Origin of the sequence: Clavibacter capsici (assembly GCF_001280205.1) — a bacterium.
GTDB classification, from domain to species: Bacteria; Actinomycetota; Actinomycetes; order Actinomycetales; family Microbacteriaceae; genus Clavibacter; species Clavibacter capsici.
Genome location: NZ_CP012573.1, coordinates 1,553,399 through 1,577,063, shown reverse-complemented (window position 1 = coordinate 1,577,063; position 23,665 = coordinate 1,553,399). Strand labels below are relative to the sequence as shown.

Genomic DNA, 23,665 nt, shown 5'->3' with positions numbered 1-23,665 from the left:
GCCCTAGTCCTCCAGCAGCCGGCGCACGACGGCGTCGGCCAGCAGGCGCCCCTGCAGCGTGAGCACGAGCGTGCCGGCGAGGGCAGCCCGCGGATCCACCAGGCCGTCCGCGATGAGCCCCGCCACCTGGCGACGCCCCTCCGCGGTGAGGGTGGCGATGGCCAGGCCGTCGCGGATGCGCGCGCCGAGGAGCACGCGCTCCACCTCGCGGGTGGCGTCGTCGAGCGTCTCGCGACCCGCTCCGGGCGACGCGCCGGCGAGCACGCGGTCGGCGTAGGCGGCCGGGTGCTTGACGTTCCACCAGCGGACGCCGCCGACGTGGCTGTGCGCACCGGGGCCGACGCCCCACCAGTCGTGGCCCTGCCAGTACGCGAGGTTGTGCCGGCTGCGGCGTCCTCCGCGCGCCCAGTTGCTCACCTCGTACCACTCGTAGCCCGCCTCGCCGAGCATGCGGTCGGCCAGCTCGTACATGTCGGCCTGGAGGTCCTCGTCGGGCTCCGGCACGTCCCCGCGGCGGATCTGCCGCGCGAGCTTCGTGCCCGGCTCGACGATGAGCGCGTACGCGGACAGGTGGTCGGGCTCCTGGGCGATCGCCTGCTCGAGCGAGGCGCGCCAGTCGTCGATGGTCTCCCCCGGCGTGCCGTAGATCAGGTCCAGGCTCACCTCGAGGCCCGCGGCCCGGGCGCCGCGGACGACGGGCGCGATGCGCGCGGGATCGTGGGTGCGCTCGAGCGTGGCGAGCACGCGCGGCACGGCCGACTGCATCCCGAAGGACACGCGCGTGAAGCCGCCCGCGGCGAGCGCCGCGAGGTAGGCCTCGTCGACGCTGTCGGGGTTCGCCTCGGTCGTGACCTCGGCGCCGTCGGCGAGGCCCCACGTCGCGCGCACGGCGTCGAGCATCCGCACCAGGTCCTCGACCGGGAGGAGCGTGGGCGTGCCGCCGCCGAGGAAGACGGTGGAGGCGGGACGGACGGGGACGCCGGAGGCCCGGAGCGCGGATCCCGCGAAGCGCACCTCCTGCACGGCCTGCGACGCGTAGTCCGACTGCCTCACCCCGCGGAGCTCGGGCGCCGTGTAGGTGTTGAAGTCGCAGTACCCGCAGCGCACGCGGCAGAACGGGACGTGCAGGTACACGCCGAAGGCGCGCGCGTCCGCGCCGTCGGCCGCGGAGGCCGGCAGCAGCCCGTCGGCGGGGGCGGGATCGGCGAGGGGCAGGGCGGACGGCATCCGTCCATCATCCCCCGGCCGGGAGGCGCTCCCGTGCGCCGCCGCCGCTCCCCGCCGTCCGGGCGCCGGGCCTCCGGCAGGATGGGACCATGACCGACGCCGCATCGCCCCCGCCCCTCCACGTCCTCTGGGACGTCGACGGAACGCTCCTGCTCAACGGCCCGCGCGCCGGCAGCATGTACCACCGGGCGATCGAGCTCGCGGCGGGCGAGTCGCTCGAGGACCGCACGGTGCACGCCCACGGGAAGACGGACGGCCAGATCATCTGGGAGACGCTCCACCTGTACGGGCTGCCGGAGTCGCTGCACGCCGCGGTGCGCGAGCAGCTCGAGGGCATGTCGCGCGTCGAGCACTACGGCGCCGGGCGGCGCGAGGTGCCGGTGGGCGTCCCGCGGCTCGTCGCCGACGTGGCCGGTCGCGGCTGGGTGAACGCGCTCCTCACCGGCAACTCGCCGCTGCGCGCCCGGTACAAGCTCGACGGGGCGGGCCTCGACGTCGACCTGTTCGACTGGGAGGCGTCGTTCTTCGGGCACGAGGCGCGGATCCGGAGCGACCTCACGCGTCGAGCCGCGGACGCGCTCGCGGGCGCGCCCGTCGTGATCATCGGCGACACCCCCGCGGACGGCGTCGCGGCCGAGGCGGCCGGCTTCCCGTTCGTCGCGGTCGCCACGGGCGCCTACGACGTCGCGCAGCTCCAGGCGCCGGACGCGCACGCCGCGGTCGTCGTGCCGGACCTGGCCTCCGGGCACGACGAGGTCATGGCCTACCTGGACGGCCTCGCCGGGCGCTGAGGTCCGCGCGCCGGGATCAGGCGGACGCGACCGCCGGGTGCAGGGACTTGAGGTACCGGCGCATGAACACGCCCTGCACGATCCGCAGCACGGGGCTCGCGAGCCGCAGCGGCCACGAGGCCGGGCGGGAGAAGACGCGGAGGGTGAGCCACACGCTGCCGTCGGGCTCGCGGGAGACGAGGAACGCCTCCTCGCCGCTCAGCGGGTGGCCGTGCACGGTGCCGTAGGCGAACCCGACGCGGTCGGCCTCGTCGATCGTGTAGACGACGCGCACGGGAGCCTCGGGATGGAACGGGCCGAAGGGCATGCGGAGGACGGCGGAGGTGCCCGACGTGATCCACGCCGTGCCGTCGTCGCCGTACAGCGCCTCGCGGGGACGCGCGACGGGCACCTGCGGCACGCCGTCCTCGTCGAACTCGAGCCCCTGGTAGCCGGGCTCGTCCGGGACCTCCTGCTCGATGCGCGTGACCTCGATGCCGCTGCCGCGCTGGACGCCCCAGGTCATGAGCAGGGCCACGGCCTGCTCGAAGCGCTCGTCGCCGCTGCCGAGCCGGGCGCTCGCCTCGGCCGGACGGTAGCCCTCGGGCGGGTAGGTCATGAGGTCGACGGCCTGGGTGCCGCCGATGGAGCCGTACGTGACGGCGGTCGCGGTGTAGGTGCTGCGGCGCATGACGTCAAGACTACGGCGCGGGGCTGCGCGGTCCCCGGCTGCTGATCTCGCCCCTCGTGCCGACGTGACGGCGTCGCCCGGTCCGTGCGTCCCGGGAGGCCGTGCACCCCCGGTCTGGGGTGACGCGGAGGCCCCCGTCATCCATCCGGATGACGCCCGTCCCAGGTCCCTCATCCGCACGCTGTAGTCCCGGTCAGAAGCGTTATCCGTCCGTGACCCGGTGTTCTCTTGCGGGCTCCCCCGGGCCGATACGTTTCAGCCAAGGCCGGTCCGACCGGCTCAGGAGATCGTCAATTCAGCTGTCGTAGACCCGGTCCGCTCGTGGCCCGGAGGTCGCCGACGCTCCACTGCGTCGCACCTCCGCATCCACTCCCACCACCCCCCGACCACCGCGTCGACCATCGGAAGGCCATCGTGAACCGCTCGATCCCCGCCCTCGCCATCGCCGGAGCCCTCGTGCTCGGCAGCGCCCTCGTCGCTACGCCGGCCCACGCCGCACCCGGCGACGGCACCTACTACTCGATCCCCGCCTCGTCCGACCTCTTCACGGTCGACGTCGCCGATGGGCAGTCACGCCTGAACCTGGCCACCTACGACGAGTGGAAGGCGGATGGCTTCCCGACGCCCCGCCCGGCCGCCACCGAGTACATCAAGTACACGTGGGGCGACACCATCTACGAGGACGTCACCGTCGACGACATCACGTTCACGACCCTGATCGACTACCCGACCTGGCGCTCCCTGGGCTTCCCCACGCCCCGGACGGACCAGCTCGCCGCGGACTCCACGGTCCGCGCGTACACGGGCTCCGACGAGCTCTTCGTGTGGGAGGGCTTGGGCCTGGGCGACAGCTTCATCGTCCACAAGCTCACGTTCGCCGAGTACGCCCACCTCGGCTACCCCGCCGTCGACGACGAGTCGGAGCCCGCCTTCCGCAAGCTCTCGTGGAACCCCAACATCGTCGGGCCGGTCGACCAGACCGGACGCATCGGCGTCGTGGACTTCGAGACGTGGGACTTCTTCGGCCGCCCCACGCCGCAGATCGTGAAGTCGTTCGACGGCGACAGGTTCTGCCAGGCCGCGGGCTCGGCGGACATCCGCTACATCGGGATCGCCGCGCCGAAGGGCGTGAAGCTCACCTACGCCCAGTGGCGCGAGGCCGGCTTCCCCGCTCCCGCACGCTGCTGATCACCCGGTGGGCAGCCGACCGGCTGCCCATCACCGCTCCACCTGGAGGCACAAGAGGAACCCGCACCATGAACAGATCATTCGCCGCCGTCATCGTCGCCGGAGCGCTCGCGCTCGGGACGACACTCACCGCAGCACCCGCCCTCGCGGCGACCGCAGCTGCCGCGCCCTCGGGCGCGACCTACTACTCCCTGCCCTTCACGGACGACCTGTACCGCGTCGCCGGCGACGCGGAGCCGATGACCGCGTCCTACGCGGAGTGGCAGGCCGACGGCTTCCCGTCCCCCGTCCGCGCGCCGTTCACGACGCTCAAGTACACGTGGGCGCCGACGATCTTCGCGGACGTCGCGCTCCCCGGCCAGACCATCACCCTCGAGCTCGACTACGCCGGATGGCGAGCAGCGGGCTTCCCGTCGCCGCGCACGGACGTGCTCGCGTCGGGCACCTTCATCTTCAAGTACGCCAGCTCGGACGAGCTGTTCGCGTCCACCGTCCGCTGGCAGACGGACACCGCCGCGATCCACAAGCTGACCTACGGCGAATGGACTCGCCTCGGCTCCCCCGCGGCCGACCTCGAGCCCGACGTCTCCTACGAGAAGCTCTCGTGGCTCTCGACGATCATCGGGCCGGACTACCAGACCGGTGAGCGCGGCTTCGTCGACTACGACGAGTGGGTCTACCTCGACCGCCCGACCCCGCGCGTCGTCGCGTCCTTCCGCGGCGACCGCTACTGCCAGGCAGCCGGATCCGCCGACATCGTCTATCGCGGCGACGCCGCACCGCAGGGCCTCAAGATGAGCTACGCGCAGTGGGTCACGGCCGGGAAGCCGGCGCCGACGCGCTGCTGATCGAACAGATCGCGCGAGGCGGTGGGATCCGGGTCATGCTCGGGTCCGACCGCCTCGCGGTCCCCCTGCACCGCACCAACTCCTGAGAGGCCACCATGCATCGCACGCTCACCTCCATCGCCGTAGTCGGCGCCCTGCTCGTCGGAGGCGCCGTCACGGCCGCCCCGGCCAGCGCCGCAGACGCCAGCACGATCACCTACTACTCGCTGCCCTTCCGCAGCGACCTCGTGCGCGTCGAGGCGCTCACCGACCAGAACCAGACCTTCATCACGACAGCCACGTACGTCGAGTGGCAGGAGGACGGGTTCCCGTCTCCGCGTGCCGCAGGCGTCACATACCACGCGTATACCTGGTCCCCTGATGTGCTGGCGGACCTCCACTTCGGGGACGACGACCGTACCGAGGCGACGCAGCTCTCCTTCGCCGAATGGCAGCGGGTCGGATCCCCGCGACCCGTCACCACGTCCCTGCCGGAGTCCGGCTACGCGTTCAGCTACGGCTCCTCCTCGGAGGTGTTCGTGGACACGTCCCTGCTCCTGCGCGACGGCGGCCCCGTGACCGCACCCACCCACAAGCTGACCTACGCCGAGTACGTCCACCTCGGCTCCCCCGAGCTGGCGGAAGCCGCCGCGGACAACTACCCGTTCTCCGGCATGTTCATGCGGAAGCTCGCGTGGAGCCCGGCGATCGTGTGGGAGATCCCGCAGAACGGCAGCGGCGACCTGCTGTCGTACGACGACTGGGCGGCCCGCGCATTCCCCACCCCGCAGGTCGTCAAGTCCTTCCCCGGTGACCGCTACTGCAAGGCCGCCGGATCCTCCGACATCACCTACCGCGGCTACGCGGCGCCCGACGGCGTGAAGATGAGCTACGCCCAGTGGGTCGCGGCCGGTCGGCCGGCTCCCGCGCGCTGCTGATCCTCCGTCGCTGCACGCGGAAGCGCCCCCTGCCTCGAGAGGCAGGGGGCGCTTCGCGCGTGAGGGGGCGAGCTACTTCGCCTTCTTCTCCGTGTCGCCCGAGAGCGCGGCGATGAACGCCTCCTGGGGGACCTCGACGCGGCCGACCATCTTCATGCGCTTCTTGCCCTCCTTCTGCTTCTCGAGCAGCTTGCGCTTGCGGGTGATGTCGCCGCCGTAGCACTTGGCGAGCACGTCCTTCCGCATGGCGCGGATGGACTCGCGGGCGATGATCCGGGCGCCGATGGCCGCCTGGATCGGCACCTCGAACTGCTGGCGCGGGATGAGCTCGCGCAGGCGGCCCGTCATGAGCACGCCGTACGCGTAGGCCTTGTCGCGGTGCACGATGGCGCTGAAGGCGTCGACCTGCTCGCCCTGCAGGAGGATGTCGACCTTCACCAGGTCGGACTCCTGCGACCCCGCGGGCTCGTAGTCGAGCGACGCGTAGCCGGCCGTCTTGCTCTTGAGGTTGTCGAAGAAGTCGAACACGATCTCGCCGAGCGGCATCGTGTAGCGGATCTCCACCCGGTCCTCGCCGAGGTACTCCATGCCCAGCAGGATCCCGCGCCTGGACTGGCACAGCTCCATGATCGTGCCGACGTAGTCCTTGGGCGCGAGGATCGCGGCCTTCACCACGGGCTCGGAGACGCTGACGATCTTGCCGCCCGGGAACTCGCTCGGGTTCGTGACCGTGACGGTCTTCTTGTCCTCGCTCGTGACCTCGTAGATCACGGACGGGGCGGTCGTGATGAGGTCGAGGCCGAACTCGCGCGAGAGGCGCTCGGTGATGATCTCGAGGTGCAGGAGGCCGAGGAACCCGCAGCGGAAGCCGAAGCCGAGCGCGACGGAGGTCTCGGGCTCGTAGACGAGCGCGGCGTCCGAGAGCTTCAGCTTGTCGAGGGCGTCGCGGAGGTCGGGGTAGTCGGATCCGTCGATCGGGTAGAGGCCGGAGAAGACCATGGGCAGCGGCTCGGTGTAGCCGGGCAGCGCCTCGGTCGCGGGGCGCGCGGCGGTCGTGACGGTGTCGCCGACCTTCGACTGGCGCACGTCCTTCACGCCCGTGATGAGGTAGCCGACCTCGCCGACCCCGAGGCCGTCGGACGGCGTGGGCTCGGGCGAGCTGACGCCGATCTCGAGGATCTCGTGGGTGGCGCGCGTCGACATCATCGCGATCTTCTCGCGCGGGCTGAGCTTGCCGTCGATCATGCGGACGTAGGTGACCACGCCGCGGTAGGCGTCGTAGACCGAGTCGAAGATCATGGCGCGCGCGGCGCCGTCGGGGTCGCCGACGGGCGCGGGGATGGTGCGGGAGACGCGGTCGAGGAGGTCCTCGACGCCGGCGCCGGTCTTGCCGGAGACGCGCAGCACGTCGGCGGGGTCGCCGCCGATGAGGGAGGCGAGCTCGGCCGCGTACTTGTCGGGGTCGGCGGCCGGCAGGTCGATCTTGTTGAGCACCGGGATGATCGTGAGGTCGTTCTCGAGCGCGAGGTAGAGGTTCGCGAGCGTCTGCGCCTCGATGCCCTGGGCGGCGTCGACCAGGAGGATCGCGCCCTCGCACGCGGCGAGCGAGCGGGAGACCTCGTAGGAGAAGTCGACGTGGCCCGGGGTGTCGATCATGTTGAGCGCGTAGGTCCGCCCGTCGAGCTCCCACGGCATGCGGACGGCCTGGCTCTTGATGGTGATGCCGCGCTCGCGCTCGATGTCCATGCGGTCGAGGTACTGGGCGCGCATGGCCCGCGACTCGACGACGCCCGTCAGCTGCAGCATGCGGTCGGCCAGCGTGGACTTGCCGTGGTCGATGTGGGCGATGATGCAGAAGTTGCGGATGGACGCGGGGTCGGTCGCGGCGGGCCGGAGGGCCTTCGTTGCTAGGGGGCTCACGCGTTCCTCAAGGTCGAGCGGGTGGGGCGGGAACATCGATCATCCCATGGCGCGGCGCGCGGGCCGGTCCGCCGCGGGCGCGGGGCCCGGGTTCAGCCGTCAGCGACGCACGATGTCGGCGACGGCCTCGTCGAGGTGCGGCCAGCGGAACCGGTAGCCCGCGCGCTCGAGCGTCTCCGGGACGACCCAGCGGCTCTTGAGGACGAGCTCCGGCTCGGTGCGGAACAGCCACATGCCGACCTCGAGCATCCACCGGCTCGCGGCGAGGCCGATCGGCATGCCGACGGCGCGACGGAGGACCTTCATCAGACGGCGGTTGGTGACGGGCGCGGGGCTCGACGCGTTGACCGGGCCCTCGAGCGACGGGGTGTCGCGCACGAAGCGGATGATCCCGACCAGGTCGTCGATGTGCAGCCAGCTGAAGACCTGGCGGCCGTGGGTCGGCTGGTGGACGTGGTGCGCGCCCGCGCGGATCCGCGACGGTCGTCCCGGGAAGCGTCCGTCGAGCTGCGGGCCGCCGAGCCCGAAGCGCGCGAGGCCGAGGAGCGGCTGCAGCGCGCCGTCGCGGCCGAGGACGATCGCGATCCGCAGCGCCACGCGCCGCGTGGACGGCAGGTGCGGCGCGAAGAATGCGCGCTCCCAGGCCCGCCCGACGGACGGCGAGAAGTCGTCGCCGAGCTCCCCCGTCGACTCGGTCTGCGGATGGTCGGTCGCATGCCGGTAGACGGTGGCGGTGGACGCGTTGATCCACACGGGCACGGGACGCGCGCTGTCCTGGATCGCGCGTCCGAGCTCGGCTGTCGTCTCCGTGCGCGAGCGCAGGATCTCCCGGCGGTTCGCGACGCCGTACCGGCAGTCCACGCTCTTGCCCGCCAGGTTGACGAGGAGCTCGGCGCCGTCGAGGAGGCGGCGGATCCCCTCGGCGTCGCCCCAGCGCGCGTCCGCGCCCGATCGGCCGATCGTGAGCACGCGGTAGCCCTCGTCGGCGAGCTCGCGCACGAGCACCTGCCCGATGAAGCCGGACGCGCCCGCGACGACCGCGATGCGCCGGCCGGCCTCCCCCGCTGCGTCGCTCATGCGCCGAAGCGAGTGCTGCGCTCGACCGTGGTGCCCGTGCCGTCGGCCCAGGTGTAGACCGTGCTGCCGCCGATGATGACGTGCTCGGCGCGGGACCGCACGTCGAGCGGGTCGCCCGACCAGATCACGACGTCGGCGTCGAGGCCCGGCGTGAGCGCGCCGACGCGGTGGTCGAGCCGGAGGATCGCGGCGGGGTTCGCCGTGATGGCGCGCAGCGCGATGTCGGCGGGCAGCCCGTCCTTCACGGCGAAGGAGGCCTGGTGCACCAGGAAGTCGATGGGCACCACGGGCGCGTCGGTCGTGATCGCGACGAGGACGCCCGCGCGGTGCAGCGCGGCGAGGTTGGCGACGGCGCGGTCGCGGAGCTCCACCTTGGAGCGCGACGTGATCATCGGGCCGAAGATCACGGGGATCCCGCGCTCGGCGAGCACGTCCGCGATCTTGTCGCCCTCCGTGCCGTGGTTGACGACGAGGCGGTAGCCGAACTCGTCGGCCAGGCGGATGGCCGTGGCGATGTCGTCGTGGCGGTGCGTGTGCTGGTCCCAGGCGAGCTCGCCGTCGAGGACGCGCACGAGCGTCTCCTTGCCGAGGTCGCGCGAGAAGGGCTTGCCCTCCTTCTCGGCGTGGTCGCGGGCGGCGCGGTAGTCCTCCGCGTCGCGGAAGGCCCGGCGGATCACCATGGCGACGCCCAGGCGGGTCGACGGCGTGCGGTCCTTGGCGCCGTAGACGCGCTTCGGGTTCTCGCCCAGCGCGCTCTTGACGCTGACGGAGTCGCTGACGAGCTGCTCGTCGATGGTGCGGCCGCCCCACGACTTGATGGCGACCGACTGGCCGCCGATCGGGTTGCCGGAGCCGGGCTTGACGACGATGGTCGTGACGCCGCCCTTGAGCGCGTCGCGGAAGCCCTCGTCGTCGATGTCGATGGCGTCGATCGCGCGCACCGAGCTCATGTCGGGGTCGGTCATCTCGTTGGTGTCGTTGCCCGCGGGGCCGTTGGCCTCCTCGTGGATGCCCACGTGGCCGTGCGCCTCGACGAAGCCGGGGAGCACCCAGCGGCCCGTGGCGTCGATCACGGTCGCGTCGTCGGGGACCTCGACGTCGTCGGCCTGTCCGACCGCGGCGACGAGTCCGCCGCGGAGGAGGACGGTGCCGCCCGGGATCGGGGCGCCGTCGACGGGGACGACGTGGCCGCCGACGATGGCGGTGACGGAGGAGGCGGAGGCGCGGACGGGGGCGGTGGGATCTGCGGGGAGGGCCATTGTCCGAGCCTAGGACGGCGGGGCGCGGTCGACGGCCGTCGGTAGGCTCGCGGCATGGGCATCCCCGACTTCATCGTCTCCCTCCGCGAGCGGGTCGGCACCGCTCCCCTCTGGCTTTCGGGCGTGACCGCGGTGATCCTCGACGGCCCGCGCGTCCTCCTCGTGCGGCGCGGCGACACCGGCGGCTGGGCGCCCGTCTCGGGGATCCTCGAGCCCGGCGAGGAGCCGGCCGTCGGCGCGTGGCGCGAGGCCGAGGAGGAGACCGGCGTGATCGTCGAGGTCGAGCGCCTGGTCGCCGTCGGCACCACGGGCGAGATCACGTACCCGAACGGCGACCGCGCGAGCTACCTCGACCTGACCTTCCGCTGCCGCTACGTCTCGGGTGAGGCGCGCGTGAACGACGACGAGTCGCTCGAGGTAGCGTGGTGGCCCGTCGACGCGCTGCCCGAGATGGGCGCCGACCTCCGCCAGCGGATCCGGAACGCCCTCGACGACGAGCCGGAGACGCGCTTCGTGCGTCCCGGCGAGGAGGCGCCGCACCACGACCGCGACGCGCGGGGCACCACGGCCTGATTTCCCGGCCCGGACCTGGTATCGTCGCCTGTTGGCTTGCGTGTGATCCTCCCCGATCACGCGGTATCGCCGCAGGCGCCCTCTCTCGCTGAGCGGCAACTCATACGACGAAAACTCGAACGGAAGACATAACACGTGGCAAACATCAAGTCGCAGATCAAGCGCATCGGCACCAACAAGAAGGCCCAGGAGCGCAACAAGGCCGTCAAGAGCGAGCTGAAGACGGCCATCCGCTCCGTCAAGACCGCCATCACCGCGGGCGACAAGGACGCGGCCGTCAAGGCCGTCAACCTCGCCGGCAAGAAGCTCGACAAGGCCGCGAGCAAGGGCGTCATCCACAAGAACCAGGCCGCGAACCGCAAGGGCGCGATCGCCAAGCAGGTCGCCAAGATCGGCTGATCTCCCCTGGTGTGATCGAAGGGCCCCGCGCGCTGCGCGGGGCCCTTCGTCATGTCCGGCGCCGGGGCGCGTGCGCGGACCGGGCGGTCGTGGTCAGTCGCGGCCGCGGGACGCGACCGTGCGGACCATGCGCTCGAGCGAGTAGACCGCGTCGCGGCCGCCGCCCTTGACCTGCGCGTCCGCCTCCGCGAGGGCCTCGATCGCCCGGCCGAGCCCTGCGTCGTCCCAGAGCTGGAGGTCGCGCCGGGCCCGGTCGACCTGCCACGGCGCCATGCCGAGCTTCGACGCCAGCTGCCCCGACGCGCCGGAGACGCCCGACACCTTCGCCATCGTGCGGATCTTCATGGCGAACGCGGCGATGAGCGGCACGGGGTCGGCGCCCGAGGTGAGCGCGTGGCGGAGCAGCACGAGGGCCTCGCCGCTGCGGCCGGCGATGGCGGAGTCGGCGACGGCGAACGCGTTGATCTCGACGCGCCCGCCGTAGTACTGGTCGACCGTGACCTCGGTGATGTCGTGCGCGGTGTCCGAGATGAGCTGCTGGCAGGCGGAGGCGAGCTCGCTGACGTCGTCCTGGAAGGCGGCGACGAGCTGCCGGACGGCGCCCGGCGTGATCGAGCGCTTCGCGGCCCGGAACTCGGCGACGGCGAAGTCGTGCTTCTCGCTGTCCTTCTTCAGCTCCGCGCAGACGACCTCGATGCCGCCGCCCGTGCCGGCGCGCACGGCGTCGAGGAGCTTCTTGCCGCGCACTCCCCCGGCGTGCCGGAGGATCACGTACGTGTCGTCGGCCGGCGACTCGAGGTAGGCGAGCGCGTCCAGCAGGAACTGGTCGGAGCACTTCTCGACGTTGACCACGCGGATGAGCCGCGGCTCCGCGAACAGCGACGGGCTGGCGAGGGTGATGAGCTCGCCGGGCGCGTACGAGTCGGCCTCGACGTCGGAGACCTCGATGCTCGGGTCCTCGGCCGTGAGGATGTCGCGGAGGCGCCGCATGGCCCGGTCGGCGAGGAGCGCCTCGGTGCCGGAGACCAGCACGATGGGCGCGGGGCGCACGGCGTCCCACGCGAGCTGCGGGATGGCGGCCGACGCCTTGGCCGCGGTGCTGCGGGAGGTCCTGGCGGCCATGCGGGTCCTTCCGAGCGGTGGGCGGGAGAGGTGGGCGGGAGCGGTGGGCTGCGGTCGGGTGCCGCGAGCGGATCCAGGTTAGCCGTCGGGTGGGACATCGGCCGTCCCCGCGTCCGTCGCCGGCATCGGCGGGCCCGGGGCGGCGGCGGGTCGCCGATCGGGCTGCGGCCTCCGGCGAGCGCCACCACCGCCACGACCAGCGCCGTCGCCACGACGAGGGCGGCGACTCCCCCTGGCCCCGTCGGCCACGGGACGCGGCCCCACGGGAGGCCGGACAGGACGGATGCGACCGCGGCGATCCACGACGCGGGCAGCCAGGCGAGTCGCAGTGCGAGGTCGCCCGCCGCCGGCCAGAGGGGCAGCAGGACGCACGCCGCGAGGCCGCCGATGGTGGCGGGTGCCGCTGCCGGCTCGGCCAGGACGTTGGCGAGCACGCCGTGGACGGGCAGCCCGGGCTGCAGCACGAGCAGCACCGGCTGGCACGCGACCTGCGCGGCGACGGGGACGGCCAGCGCGTCGGCCACCGGCCCCGGCATGCGCCGCGACAGCCGTTCGGCGAGCGGCGGCGCGAGGACCAGGAGCCCCGCCGTGGCGAGCACGCTCAGCGCGAACCCGAGGTCGCGGGCGAGCCAGGGATCGTCCGCCAGCAGGACGACCACGGCGAGCGACAGGGCGGGGAGCCCGCGGGCCGGCCGGCCGCTCGCGGTGGAGCCGATGAGCACGGCGGCCATGACCGCGGCGCGGCGCACGCTGGGCTGCGGGGTCACCAGCACGACGAAGGCTCCCAGGGCGGCGAGGGCCGCGACCGCGCGTCCGGGGCGCCGCAGGCCGATCGCGGCGGACAGCGCGAGGACGAGGCCCACGATGACCGCGCAGTTCGCGCCGGACACGGCGGTGAGGTGCGTGAGCGAGCTGTCCTTCATGGTCTGGGCGAGGTCGGGCGCCACGGCCGACACGTCACCGATCGCGAGTCCGGGGAGCAGCTCCGCGCCGGGACCGGGGAGCGCGGTCGCGGCGTGCGAGAGACCCGCGCGCAGCCCGTCCGCGGCGGCGAGCGGTCCCGCCGGAGGTGCCGTCTGCTCCAGCGCGCCGCGGGCGAGGAGCAGGTACGCCGCGCGGTCGGCCGGATCCGCGGGGCGGACGGCCGCGCTCGACCGCACGACGGTCCCGACGCCGAGGTGCCCGCCCCCGGGTCCGCTCCGGTCGGCGCCCGGTCGGCTCGCGAAGACGACGACGGGCACGGGCGCGCGGAGGACGACCGTGCCGTCCGTCGCCCGCCCGTGCGGCCCCTGCCCGACGTGCAGCGCCAGGAGCCGGCCGACCAGTCGCACGCGTGACCCGGCGGAGCCCGATCCGCCGCCGGGATGGGAGGCCACCGGTGCCGGTGGCTCGTCGAGCACGATGTCGGCGACGACCATCCCGTCGGCCGCGGCCGCCGCATCGAGCGCGGCGGGGTGACGGAGCGGTTCGCGTGCCGCGGCCGCGCCCAGGAGCAGCGCGGAGACCCCGGCGGTCACCGCGACGACGGCAGCGACGCGGATGCACGCGGGGCCGAGACGCGAGGCGGGGCCGAGACGCGAGGCGGGGCCGAGACGCGCGGCGGGGCCGAGACGCGCGGCGGGGCCGAGACGCGCGGCCGTGGGGTCGAAGCGGATCGACCGCATGCGGCGCGCGGTGCCGAGGGCCGCGAGGACCGCCACGACGGCCACCGAGGCGGACGCGACCGCCAGCATCGCGGCCGCTCCGCGCACGCCGACGGCGATCGCGGTGGAGGCCCATCCGACGGCGGCGGGGATCGCGAGCCGGAGGTCGACCTGCCCGGACGCGCCTCGACGGAGGAACGTCGGTGCGCGACGCCCCCGCGCGCCTCCCCCGGCCCGACCTCCGCGACCGCTCCGCGCCGGCGGGCTCATACGCGGACCAGGGGCGTGAGCGAGGCCAGCGTGCGGTCGCCGATGCCGGGCACCCGGCCGAGGTCGGCGACCCGCGTGAACCTCCCGTGTGCGGACCGCCACGCGATGATGCGCGCCGCGAGCGACGGGCCGACGCGCGGGAGCGTCTCGAGCTGCTCGGCGGTCGCCGTGTTCAGGTCCACCGGGGTCGAGGGGCTCGCCCCGGCCGCGGACGCTCCGGTCGCGCCCGGTGCGGCGGGCGCAGCCGTCTCCCCCTGCCGCGGGACCACGAGCTGCTCGCCGTCGGTCAGCACGCGCGCGAGGTTCACTCCGGAAGGGTCCGCGCCGTCCGCGAAGCCGTGCGCGGCCGCGACGGCGTCGACGACGCGGCTGCCCGGCGCGAGCGGGAACAGCCCCGGCGACACGACGGCACCGACGACGTGCACGTAGATGGGGGTCGTCGATCCGGTGCCGGGCGGGTCGTCCGCATCCGCGTCTCCCGCGCCCGCGGCCTCCGAGCCCACCGCGCCGGGATCGGCTCCGGCGCCCTCCCCGGGCGATCCGGCCGACGCGCCGGCCGCAGCGTCGTCGTCCTCCGACGCGCGGGCTCCCCGGCCCGATGATCCCGGGGCACGATGCTCGGCGGACGTCGACCCCGCGCCGGACGACGCCGTCGTCGTGCCGCCCTGGGCGCCCTGGAACGCGGTCACGAGGATCGTGATGACCAGCGCCGCGCCCACCAGCGCCGCCGCCGCCCCGATGCCGACGCGCAGGCGCACGCGCATGCGCTGCCCGGGCAGCGGTGCTCCCGGGGACACGGCCGACGCGCGGGCGGGCTCCGCGGCCGTCGCGGACCCGGACGCCTGCAGTCCGACGTCGACGCCCTCCGGGAACGGGAACGGGAACGGGAACGCGTCGTCGGGCGGGAACAGATCCTCGGGCGAGAAATCGTCGTCCGCGGGGCGACCCTCGCGTTCACGCCCGGGGTGCGCATCCTCGGAGCGCGCGCCCGAGCCGTCGCCGCCGGGCGATCCGCCCCGCAGGTCGACGGGATCGGCAGAGGGCCATGGCCCCCGTCCCCGAGCATCCGACTCGACGTCGACGGGTCGGCTGCGGGATCGGCGGAGGGGACGCATGCCCGCACGGTAGGTCCTGCATCGCGCCCGGGGACCCGAGGGCCGCGGTCTGGGGATCCCCGACGCGATGAGCCCCTGGGATGGAGCGAGGGCGGCCCGTCACCGGACCGCCCTCGTCTCCGCGCGCCGTGGCGCGAGCCGCTCGCTACGCGGCGGGCGTGGTGGTGATGCTCACGATCTTCGGCGCGCGCACGATGACCTTGTCGATGGTGCGGCCCGCCGTGGAGCGCTTCGCTCCCGGCGTCTCGCGCGCCAGGGCCTCGAGCTCGTCGGCGCCGATGCGGGCGTCGACCTCGAGCTTGTCGCGCACCTTGCCGTCGACCTGCACGACCGCCGTGACCGTGGTCACCACGAGCAGGTTCCGGTCGGCCTTGCGCCAGCCGGCGAACGCGACCGAGCCCTCGCGGCCGAGGCGCTTCCACATGTCCTCGGCCGTGTACGGCGCGAACAGGCTGAGCGCCACCGCGACGACCTCCGTGGCCTCGCGCACGGCGGCGTCGCCGCCGCCGGCGCCCTGGTCGATGGTCTTCCGGATGGCGTTGACGAGCTCCATGGTGCGCGCGATGACGACGTTGAACTTGAACGCCTCGAGCATGCCCGGGGTCTCGGCGAGGAACCGGTGCGTGACGCGGCGGAGCGCCTCGTCCCCCGTCTTCCAGTCGATCTCGGGCGCGCTGGTGATGTCGCCCGTGAGCCGCCAGGCGCGGGCCAGGAACTTGGCCGATCCGGACGGGGAGACGTCCTCCCAGTCGATGTCGTCCTCGGGCGGACCGGCGAACGCCATGGTCAGACGGATGGCGTCGACGCCGTGGCGGTCGATCTCGGAGCCGAGGTCGACGCCGCCCTTGCTCTTCGACATCTTGCTGCCGCCGGAGAGCACCATGCCCTGGTTCAGCAGCGCGCTGAACGGCTCGGTGAAGGTGACGTAGCCGAGGTCGAAGAGCACCTTGGTGATGAAGCGCGAGTACAGCAGGTGCAGGATCGCGTGCTCGACGCCGCCCACGTACTGGTCGACGGGAGCCCAGCGGTCGGCGTCCGCCGGGTCGAACGCCTTCGTGGCGTCGTTCGGCGACAGGAAGCGCAGCCAGTACCAGGAGCTGTCCATGAACGTGTCCATGGTGTCCGGGTCGCGCACGGCCGGGCTGCCGTCGACGGGGCTCGGCACGTTGGCCCACTCCGTGGCGGCCGCGAGCGGGGACTTGCCCTTGGGCGTGAGGTCGAGGCCCTCGGTGTCGGGCAGGCGCACGGGGAGCTGGTCCTCGGGCACGCGGATCTCGGTGCCCTGCTCGTCGTAGACGATGGGGATGGGCGTGCCCCAGAAGCGCTGGCGGGAGATGAGCCAGTCGCGCAGGCGGTAGTTCTTGGCCGCCCGGCCACGCCCCTCCGCCTCGAGCTGCTCGATGACGCGCTTGATCGCGGGCTGCTTGCTGAGGCCGTTCAGCGAGCCGGAGTTGATGAGGCGGCCCTCGCCGGGGAGCGCGACGCCCGTGCGACCGGGCAGCACCTCCTCCAGGTCGGGCAGCTCGCCGTCCTCGGGGATGATGCGGATGGCGCCCGTGACGGGCTGCGTGGTGTCGACCACGACGCGCACGGGCAGGTCGAAGGCGCGCGCGAAGTCGAGGTCGCGCTGGTCGTGCGCGGGGACGGCCATGACCGCGCCCGTCCCGTAGTCGGCGAGCACGTAGTCGGCGGCCCAGATCGGGATCCGCTCGCCGTTGACCGGGTTGACGGCCGTGCGGCCGAGCGGGATGCCGGTCTTCGGGCGGTCGGTCGTGGAGCGCTCGATCTCGTTGAGGCGCTGGGTGCGCTCGAGGTAGCCGCGGAACTGCTCGCGCACCTCGTCGGACGCGCCCTCGACGAGCTCGGCCGCGAGGTCGCTGTCGGGCGCGACCACCATGAAGGTGGCGCCGTGCAGCGTGTCGGGACGGGTGGTGAAGACGGTGACGGGCTCGTCGCGGCCCTCGACCACGAAGTCGACCTCGGCGCCCACGGAGCGGCCGATCCAGTTGCGCTGCATGTTCAGCACCTTGGACGGCCACTTGCCCTCGAGCTGGTTGAGGTCGTCGACGAGGCGGTCGGCGTAGTCGGTGATGCGCAGGTACCACTGCGTGAGCTTCTTCTTGACGACGACGGCGCCGGAGCGGTCGGACGTGCCGTCGGGCAGGACCTGCTCGTTCGCGAGCACGGTCTGGTCCACCGGATCCCAGTTGACCCAGCTGTCCTTCCGGTAGGCCAGGCCCTTCTCGTGCATCTTGAGGAACAGCCACTGGTTCCACGTGTAGTACTCGGGGTCGCTCGTGTGCAGCTCGCGCTCCCAGTCGAAGGACAGGCCGTAGCGCTTCATCGACTGCTTCTGCGTGTCGATGTTCGCGTAGGTCCACTCGCGGGGGTCGACGCCGCGCTTGATGGCGGCGTTCTCCGCGGGGAGGCCGAAGGAGTCCCAGCCGATGGGGTGGAGGACGTTGAAGCCCTGCTGGCGCCAGTAGCGCGCGACCGCGTCGCCGAGCGCGAACGCCTCCGCGTGGCCCATGTGCAGGTCGCCCGAGGGGTACGGGAACATGTCGAGGATGTACTTGCGCGGGCGCGTGTCGCTCGCGTCCGGCGTGCGGAAGGGCTGCTCGCGCTCCCACACCTCGGACCACTCGGCCTCGATGGCGCGGAAGTCGTAGGTCTCGCCGGGGGTGTCGGGTGTCTCGTGTGCCAAGGGCGCTCTCGATTCGATGCGGGGGTCACGGCCGTCGAGGCCTCGACAAGACTAGTGAACGCGCCGGGCCGCTCCCGAACGGCCGGTGCGGGCGCGGATCACGCCCCGGATGTCGGCCTGGGGAGGGGCGGGCGGCCGCGCGCGGGGCCGCCGCGGAGGTCACGCGACCCGCCCGGACGGCCGCCAGGAGCGGCGCCGCCTTCACCCGCACCTCCTCGAGCTCCTCCTCCGGGACCGAGAGCGCGGTGATGCCGCCGCCCGCGCCGACCGTGGCCCGGCCGTCCGTCACGACGACCGAGCGGATCACCATGGCGAGGTCGGCGCGGCCGTCGTCGCCGAACCAGCCGAACGCGCCCGCGTAGATCCCGCGCGCACCGCGCTCGAGGGCGGCCAGGATGCCGACCGCCGCCGACTTCGGGGCGCCGGTCATGGATCCCGCGGGGAACAGCGCCCGCACGGCGTCCACCGCGGATACGCTCGGCGCCAGCTCGCCCTCCACGCGGCTGACGAGCTGGTGCACCTGCGCGTACGCCTCGACGGCGAAGAGGCTCGTGACGCGGACGGAGCCGAGCACGCACACGCGGCTGAGGTCGTTGCGCATGAGGTCGACGATCATCACGTTCTCCGCGCGCTCCTTCTCGCTCGCGAGGAGCTCGGCGCGGGCGCGCGCGTCGGCCACGGGGTCCGTGTGCCGGGGCCTGGTGCCCTTGATCGGCAGCGTCCGCAGCGTGCCGCCGGCGTCGACCTCCACGAAGCGCTCCGGCGACGCGCTGACGAGCGCCGTGCCGCCCACGCGGAGGAAGGCGCCGTGGTGGGTGGGGCTGAGGGCGCGGAGGGCGAGGTGCACGCGGACGGGATCCACGACGCCCGGCACGCGCGCGGCGTTCGTGAGGCAGAGCTGGTACGCGTCGCCCCGCCGGATGGACTCCTGGCAGGAGCGCACGAGCGCGAGGTAGGCGGCGTCGTCGTGACGCCAGACGGGGTCGGCGCCGAGCGGCTCCGCGTCGGCGTCGTCGGGACCGCCCGTGTCGGGCGGGCCGGTGCGGGCGGCGCGCGCCGCGGCGAGCTCGTCCTCCACGAGGTCGGGCCACGGATCCCCCGCGCGCGCGACCGCCCACACCTCGCGTGCCGCGTGGTCGTACGCGAGCAGGCGCTCGACCCGGAGGAACGCCGCCGGAGCCGCCGGGTCGTCGTCGGCGTCGTCGGCGGGCACTCGCGGCGGGGCGTGGTGCAGCGGGACGGTCTCGGGCCACGCGTCATGCGGGATCCACCCGACGACGCCGAGGCGGAACGCGAGCCGGTCCGGGAGCGGATCCGCGTCCGCGTCCGGGACGGGGATCCGGACCTCGGCCTCGGCGGGGCCCGGCACCAGATCCGCGAGCCCGGCGAACACCCCGTCGGGCCATGCGGCGACGGTGCCGGCGGACGCCGCGAGGTAGCTCCAGCTCTCCCCCGCCGAGTCGTCCAGCCAGGCGACGTCGCCGGCGGACGCGGGCGCGAGGAGCGCCAGGAACGCCTCCTCGGGATCGTGCCAGGCGGCGAGGCGGCGGCCGACGACGGGCGCGGCGGTGCGCGCGGCGTGCTCGTGCATGCTCGGCCTCCCGGTGTCGTGAGCGCACCCGGCGGCCGCCTAGCCTCAAGGGTATGAGTTCCGAGACGATCCTCCGGTGGACCCCCGCGGGCTGGGCGGCGGACGTCGCGGATCCGGCCGGTGGAGGAGGAGCCGAGGAGGCCCGCCCGGCCGGGCACCGGGTGCTCGCGGCCGACTCGTTCCTCGTCGACGAGGGCCGCGTGCTCGCGCTCGACGTGCACCGGCAGCGCTTCCTCGCCGCGCTGCGGGCGCAGTCCGCCGCGGTCGCGGATCCGGCCGCGTTCCTCGACGCCGCGGCCAGGGCCCTGCCGCGCGCGGGCGCGTGGTTCCCGCGCGTCGAGGCGCTGCGAGGGCCCGACGGCGACGTCGCGCGCCTCCTCCTCCGACCCGCGCCGGAGCGGACGACCTCGGTGGTGCTCCGCGACCACGACGGCCCGGATCCCCGGACGATGCCGCGCGTCAAGGGCCCCGACCTGCACGCGCTCGGCGCCCTGCGGAGCCGCGCGGCCCGCCACGGCGCGGGCGAGGCGGTGATCCTCGCCGCCGACGGCACGATCGTGGAGGGCGCGTACAGCGCGATCCTGTGGTGGCACGGCGACGCCCTGGCGGTCGTCGAGGGCGACGTGCCGCGGATCCCGAGCGTCACCGAGCGCAGCATCGTCGCGCTCGCGACGGCGCTCGGCGTCGACGTGCTGCACGAGAGGGCCACCCCCGCCGACCTCGACGGCCGCGAGGTGTGGGCGGTCAGCGCGCTGCACGGGATCCGCCTGGTGCGCGGCTGGGTGGACGGGCCCGCGGTCGCCGCGGAGCCCGGCCGGGCGCGCGCCTGGCGCACGCGGCTCGCCGCGCTGCGCCGCGAGCTGCCGGCGGCCTGAGGCGCGCCCGACAGCCCCGAGCCGTCGGCAGCGGCGCCTCAGACGGCGCGACCCAGCTCCACCGTCCGGTCGACGAGGTCGTCCGGCACGTCCATGTGCGTCAGCAGCAGCACGCCGCGCCCGCGGTCGCGGGAGGCCGCGAGGACGTCGCGGAGCACGGCATGCGCGCGCTCGGCGTCGACGTCCGCGGTCGGCTCGTCGAGCACGAGGACGGGGAAGTCGGCCAGCAGGGCCCGCGCCAGGGCGATGCGCTGCGCCTGGCCGCCGGAGACGAGGGCGCCCCGGTCGCCGACGCGGGCGTCCAGTCCGCCGCGCTCGGCCGCCCACCCCGCGAGCCCGACCCGCGCGAGCACCGCCACGAGCTCGTCGTCGGTCGCCTCCTCGCGCGCGAATAGCAGGTTCTGCCGGATGCTCGCGTCGAACAGGTGCGGCGCCTGCTCGCAGAGGCCGACGATCCGCCGCACCGCCGACGGTGGCATGCCCCGAGCGTCCCGGCCGTCGAGCTCGTACGCGCCCTCCGACTCGAGGAAGCGGGCGAGGGCCGCCGCGAGCGACGACTTGCCGGATCCGCTCGGGCCGCGCACCACGACGACCTCGCCCGGTCGCACCGCGAGCGACACCGGCGCGAGCGCGTCGCGGTCGGCGCCCGGCCAGCGGGTGACGAGGCCGCGGACCTCGAGCGCGCACGTGCCGGCCGGCGCGGCAGCCGCGGTGTCGGCGTCCGGCTCGTCCGCACCGCCCTCGCGCGGGATCTCGACCGGCAGCGCGGCCGGCACGACGCCCGCCACGCGGTCCGCGCTCGTCCGCACGCGGCGCCACGCCTGCACGGCGAGCGGCACGGACGCCGCCTGCTCGACCAGCGCGAGCGGCACCAGTGCGGCGAGAGCGAGCCACGCCGGATCCAGCGTGCCGGACGCCAGGCCCGGCACGCCCTGCAGCACCGTCCAGCCGGCTACCGCGCCGGTGCCCGCGAGCACGACGCCCGTCGTGACGCCCGCGGCCGCGGCGCTCCGCAGCTCGGCGCGACGGAGGGCCCGGGCGGCGCGGTCCACCTCGGCGAGCCGCGCGTCCAGCGCGCCGAACGCCGTGAGGACGTCGAGGCCGCCCACGAGGTCGAGCACCCGGTCCTGCAGCGCGGCCCGCAACGGCTGGATGCGCGTCTCGGCCCGTCCCGCGATCGCGGTGGTCGCGCCCACCCCGACCGCGAGCGCCACCGCGAGCACCGCGAGGAGCGCCATCCCGGCGGCGGGCAGCACCGCCCACACGACGGCGACGCTGGCCGCCTGCACGAGCACCGACACGGCGAGCGGCTGGACGACCCGGAGCGGGAGGTCCTGCAGCCGGTCGACGTCGCCGACGAGCCGGGTCAGCAGGTCGCCGCGGCGCGTGTCGCGGAGGCCCGCGGGCGCGAACGGCAGGATCCGCTCGAAGACGCCCACGCGCAGCGTCGCCAGCGCGCGGAACGCGGCGTCGTGGCTCGTGATCCGCTCCAGGTACCGGAACGCGGCGCGGCCGAGTGCGAAGGCGCGCACGCCCACGATCGCCATGCCGAGGAAGAGGATGGGCGGCTGCTCCGACGCGCGCGTGATGAGCCACGCCGACGTCGCGAGGAGCGCCACCGCGCCGACCGCGCTCGCCAGCCCGGCGAGGAGGCCGGGCAGCGCGCGGCGGACGGGCGGCTGCGCGAGCCGGAGGACGTCGTCGCGGTTCACGGGGCCACCTGCGCGCGCCACGCAGGCTCGGGCGCGATGCGGGCGACGGCGAGGCCGAGTGCGGGATCGGCGCGCCGCTGCGGCAGCTCCGGGGGTGCGTCCGCCGCGGATCCGCCGTCACCCAGCCGCAGCTCGGCGTCGGCGGCGCGCACGAGGGCGCCGCGGTGGGTCACGACCACGACCGCCCGGCCCTGGTCGGCGAGCGCGCGGATCCCCGCGGCGAGGCGCAGCTCGGACGCGGCGTCGAGGGCCGAGCTCGGCTCGTCGAGCAGCACGATCGGGCAGTCGAGCGCCAGCGCGCGGTGCACGGCGCGCGCGACCGCGACCCGCTGCGCCTGCCCGCCCGAGAGCCCCTGCCCGCCGACGCCGAGCAGCAGGTCGGGGTCGATCCCGCGGGCGTCGGCCAGCGCGAGCGCCCGCCGGACGAGGTCGTCGTGGGGGTCGTCGACGCCGAGGGCGACGTTCTCCCGCACGGTGCCCGCCACGAGTCCGGGACGCTGCCCCGCCCAGGCGATGTGCGCGGGGGAAATCGGGCGCGGCACCGCGTCGGGATCGGCGTCGTCGACCCAGCCGACGGCCCCGGTCGCGGGCAGCTGCCCGAGGATCGCCGCCACGAGCGAGGTCTTCCCGACCCCGCTCGGTCCGGTGACGGCCGTGACGCGCCCGCGCGGGAAGCGCGCCGACAGCCCGGACAGCACGGCGCGTCCGTCGTGCTCGACGCCGAGGCCGCGGATCACGAGGGCGTCCCCCGCCGGGCCCGTCGCGCGATCCCGGTCCCCGGCCGGGATCGTCCCCGCGGGCGCGGACGCCGCCTCGTCGAGGATGGCGAGCACGTCGTCGGACGCGGCGACGCCCTCCGCGGCCGCGTGGAACTGCACGCCCACCTGCCGGATGGGCAGGAACGCCTCGGGCGCGAGCAGCAGCACGAACAGGCCCACCTCGAGGTCGAGCTGGCCGCCGATGAGGCGGACCCCCACCGAGACCGCGACGAGCGCGACCGACAGCGACGCCGCGAGCTCGAGCACGAAGCCGGAGAGGAAGGAGATCCGCAGCACGCGCATCGTCTCGACGCGGTACTCCTCGGTGACCCGGCGGATCCGCGCCGTCTGGCGCCGCGCGCGGCCGAAGACGAGCAGCGTGGAGAGCCCGTCGACGACGTCGAGGAAGCCGGAGGCGAGCTCCGTGAGCCGGGACCACTGCCGCCGCTGCACCTCCTGCGTCGCCCAGCCGATGAGGACCATGAACACGGGGATGACCGGCAGCGTCGCGATCACCGTGATCCCCGTGACGAGGTCCTGGGCGAGGAGCACGGCCACCACGATCGGCGTCGCGAGGGCCGTGAGGATCAGCTGCGGCACGTAGCGCGCGAAGTACGGCTCGAGCGCGTCGAGCCCGGGACCGACGACGGTCGCGAGCCGACCCCGGTTCCGGCTCGCGGTCCATCGGGGGCCGAGGTCCGCGATCGCCTGGAGCGCGCGGCGCCGGAGCTCCGCCGTGACCCGCGCGGCGCCGCGGGCCCCGGTCACGTCGAGGAGCCAGGCGGCCAGCCCGCGCAGGACGGCGGATCCGACCACGAGGGCGAGCACGGGCCCGAGCGCCGCCGCGTCGGCGCCGCCGATCGCCCGGACGACGAGCTGCGTGAGCGACCAGCAGAAGGCGACGAGGGCGAGGGTCTGCACGACGCCCACGGCGGCGCCCGCGGCCAGCATCGCGCGGGCGGAGGCGGAGTGCCGGAGCAGCCGCGGATCGAGGGGCTTCACGGCC

The 23,665-nt window shown here is 74.4% G+C and carries 18 protein-coding genes and 1 pseudogene; 7 read left to right on the top strand and 12 right to left on the bottom strand.

What is annotated here, in order from left to right; translation table 11 throughout:
- Positions 1 to 3: 3 nt before the first annotated feature.
- A complete protein-coding gene (gene hemW / locus AES38_RS07420; RefSeq protein WP_053774427.1) occupies positions 4 to 1,227 on the bottom strand; it encodes a radical SAM family heme chaperone HemW in 1,224 nt (407 codons plus the stop codon).
- An 89-nt stretch (positions 1,228 to 1,316) separates the two neighbouring features.
- Here hemW and AES38_RS07415 point away from each other — a divergent pair, with 89 nt between their 5' ends.
- Positions 1,317 to 2,018 carry an HAD family hydrolase gene (locus AES38_RS07415; protein WP_053774426.1) on the top strand — a complete coding sequence of 234 codons (702 nt, stop codon included), beginning with the start codon at positions 1,317 to 1,319 and terminating at the stop codon, positions 2,016 to 2,018.
- Between the two features lie 16 nt (positions 2,019 to 2,034).
- Here AES38_RS07415 and AES38_RS07410 read toward each other — a convergent pair whose 3' ends face one another.
- Positions 2,035 to 2,688 (bottom strand): DUF1990 domain-containing protein, encoded by a 654-nt coding sequence (locus tag AES38_RS07410; RefSeq protein ID WP_053774425.1) that lies wholly within the window; start codon positions 2,686 to 2,688, stop codon positions 2,035 to 2,037.
- 414 nt (positions 2,689 to 3,102) lie between these two features.
- Here AES38_RS07410 and AES38_RS07405 point away from each other — a divergent pair, with 414 nt between their 5' ends.
- The 3 genes from AES38_RS07405 (at position 3,103) to AES38_RS07395 (ending at position 5,641) form a co-directional block, all read left to right on the top strand.
- On the top strand, positions 3,103 to 3,876 hold the full coding sequence (locus AES38_RS07405) for a hypothetical protein (protein ID WP_053774424.1): 774 nt from the start codon (positions 3,103 to 3,105) through the stop codon (positions 3,874 to 3,876).
- 68 nt (positions 3,877 to 3,944) lie between these two features.
- On the top strand, positions 3,945 to 4,724 hold the full coding sequence (locus AES38_RS07400) for a hypothetical protein (protein ID WP_053774423.1): 780 nt from the start codon (positions 3,945 to 3,947) through the stop codon (positions 4,722 to 4,724).
- Between the two features lie 95 nt (positions 4,725 to 4,819).
- On the top strand, positions 4,820 to 5,641 hold the full coding sequence (locus AES38_RS07395) for a hypothetical protein (RefSeq protein ID WP_053774422.1): 822 nt from the start codon (positions 4,820 to 4,822) through the stop codon (positions 5,639 to 5,641).
- Positions 5,642 to 5,713: 72 nt separating this feature from the next.
- Here AES38_RS07395 and lepA read toward each other — a convergent pair whose 3' ends face one another.
- The 3 genes from lepA to AES38_RS07380 all read right to left on the bottom strand — a co-directional run bounded on the left by lepA (position 5,714) and on the right by AES38_RS07380 (position 9,897).
- Positions 5,714 to 7,561: a translation elongation factor 4 gene (gene lepA / locus AES38_RS07390; RefSeq protein WP_053774421.1), complete on the bottom strand. Its 1,848-nt coding sequence runs from the start codon at positions 7,559 to 7,561 to the stop codon at positions 5,714 to 5,716.
- A gap of 99 nt (positions 7,562 to 7,660) precedes the next feature.
- The gene (locus tag AES38_RS07385; protein WP_053774420.1) at positions 7,661 to 8,638 is read right to left on the bottom strand and encodes an epimerase; all 978 of its coding nucleotides are present in this window, start codon (positions 8,636 to 8,638) and stop codon (positions 7,661 to 7,663) included.
- Positions 8,635 to 9,897 (bottom strand): amidohydrolase, encoded by a 1,263-nt coding sequence (locus tag AES38_RS07380; protein ID WP_053774419.1) that lies wholly within the window; start codon positions 9,895 to 9,897, stop codon positions 8,635 to 8,637. The genes AES38_RS07385 and AES38_RS07380 overlap by 4 nt, the downstream gene beginning before the upstream one ends.
- Positions 9,898 to 9,951: 54 nt before the next feature.
- On the opposite strand from AES38_RS07380, the gene AES38_RS07375 reads away from it, so the two are divergent.
- Together AES38_RS07375 and rpsT are read left to right on the top strand one after the other, a co-directional pair.
- The gene (locus AES38_RS07375; protein ID WP_053774418.1) at positions 9,952 to 10,470 is read left to right on the top strand and encodes an NUDIX hydrolase; all 519 of its coding nucleotides are present in this window, start codon (positions 9,952 to 9,954) and stop codon (positions 10,468 to 10,470) included.
- Between the two features lie 135 nt (positions 10,471 to 10,605).
- A complete protein-coding gene (gene rpsT, locus AES38_RS07370) occupies positions 10,606 to 10,869 on the top strand; it encodes a 30S ribosomal protein S20 (protein ID WP_053774417.1) in 264 nt (87 codons plus the stop codon).
- A gap of 93 nt (positions 10,870 to 10,962) precedes the next feature.
- On the opposite strand, the gene holA is transcribed toward rpsT, so the two are convergent.
- The 5 genes and pseudogenes from holA to AES38_RS07345 form a co-directional block, all read right to left on the bottom strand.
- A complete protein-coding gene (gene holA, locus AES38_RS07365) occupies positions 10,963 to 11,991 on the bottom strand; it encodes a DNA polymerase III subunit delta (protein WP_053774416.1) in 1,029 nt (342 codons plus the stop codon).
- Positions 11,992 to 12,233: 242 nt separating this feature from the next.
- Positions 12,234 to 12,914: pseudogene (locus AES38_RS16310) on the bottom strand (ComEC/Rec2 family competence protein); the annotation flags it as partial.
- Positions 12,915 to 13,900: 986 nt separating this feature from the next.
- Complete coding sequence (locus AES38_RS16305) at positions 13,901 to 15,019, bottom strand: ComEA family DNA-binding protein (RefSeq protein ID WP_244629141.1); 1,119 nt, start codon at positions 15,017 to 15,019, stop codon at positions 13,901 to 13,903.
- 145 nt (positions 15,020 to 15,164) lie between these two features.
- Positions 15,165 to 17,723: a leucine--tRNA ligase gene (gene leuS, locus AES38_RS07350; RefSeq protein ID WP_053774414.1), complete on the bottom strand. Its 2,559-nt coding sequence runs from the start codon at positions 17,721 to 17,723 to the stop codon at positions 15,165 to 15,167.
- A gap of 25 nt (positions 17,724 to 17,748) precedes the next feature.
- Positions 17,749 to 19,314 carry an anthranilate synthase component I family protein gene (locus AES38_RS07345; protein ID WP_081001862.1) on the bottom strand — a complete coding sequence of 522 codons (1,566 nt, stop codon included), beginning with the start codon at positions 19,312 to 19,314 and terminating at the stop codon, positions 17,749 to 17,751.
- Between the two features lie 53 nt (positions 19,315 to 19,367).
- On the opposite strand from AES38_RS07345, the gene AES38_RS07340 reads away from it, so the two are divergent.
- Positions 19,368 to 20,189, top strand: coding sequence for an aminotransferase class IV (locus tag AES38_RS07340; RefSeq protein WP_053774413.1), 822 nt, complete (start codon positions 19,368 to 19,370; stop codon positions 20,187 to 20,189).
- 38 nt (positions 20,190 to 20,227) lie between these two features.
- Here the strand turns inward: AES38_RS07340 and cydC are convergent, their stop codons facing one another.
- Together cydC and cydD are read right to left on the bottom strand one after the other, a co-directional pair.
- On the bottom strand, positions 20,228 to 21,901 hold the full coding sequence (gene cydC / locus AES38_RS07335; RefSeq protein ID WP_053775722.1) for a thiol reductant ABC exporter subunit CydC: 1,674 nt from the start codon (positions 21,899 to 21,901) through the stop codon (positions 20,228 to 20,230).
- Positions 21,898 to 23,661 (bottom strand): thiol reductant ABC exporter subunit CydD, encoded by a 1,764-nt coding sequence (gene cydD, locus AES38_RS07330; RefSeq protein WP_053774412.1) that lies wholly within the window; start codon positions 23,659 to 23,661, stop codon positions 21,898 to 21,900. Before cydD ends, cydC begins: the two co-directional genes overlap by 4 nt.
- Positions 23,662 to 23,665 lie beyond the last annotated feature (4 nt).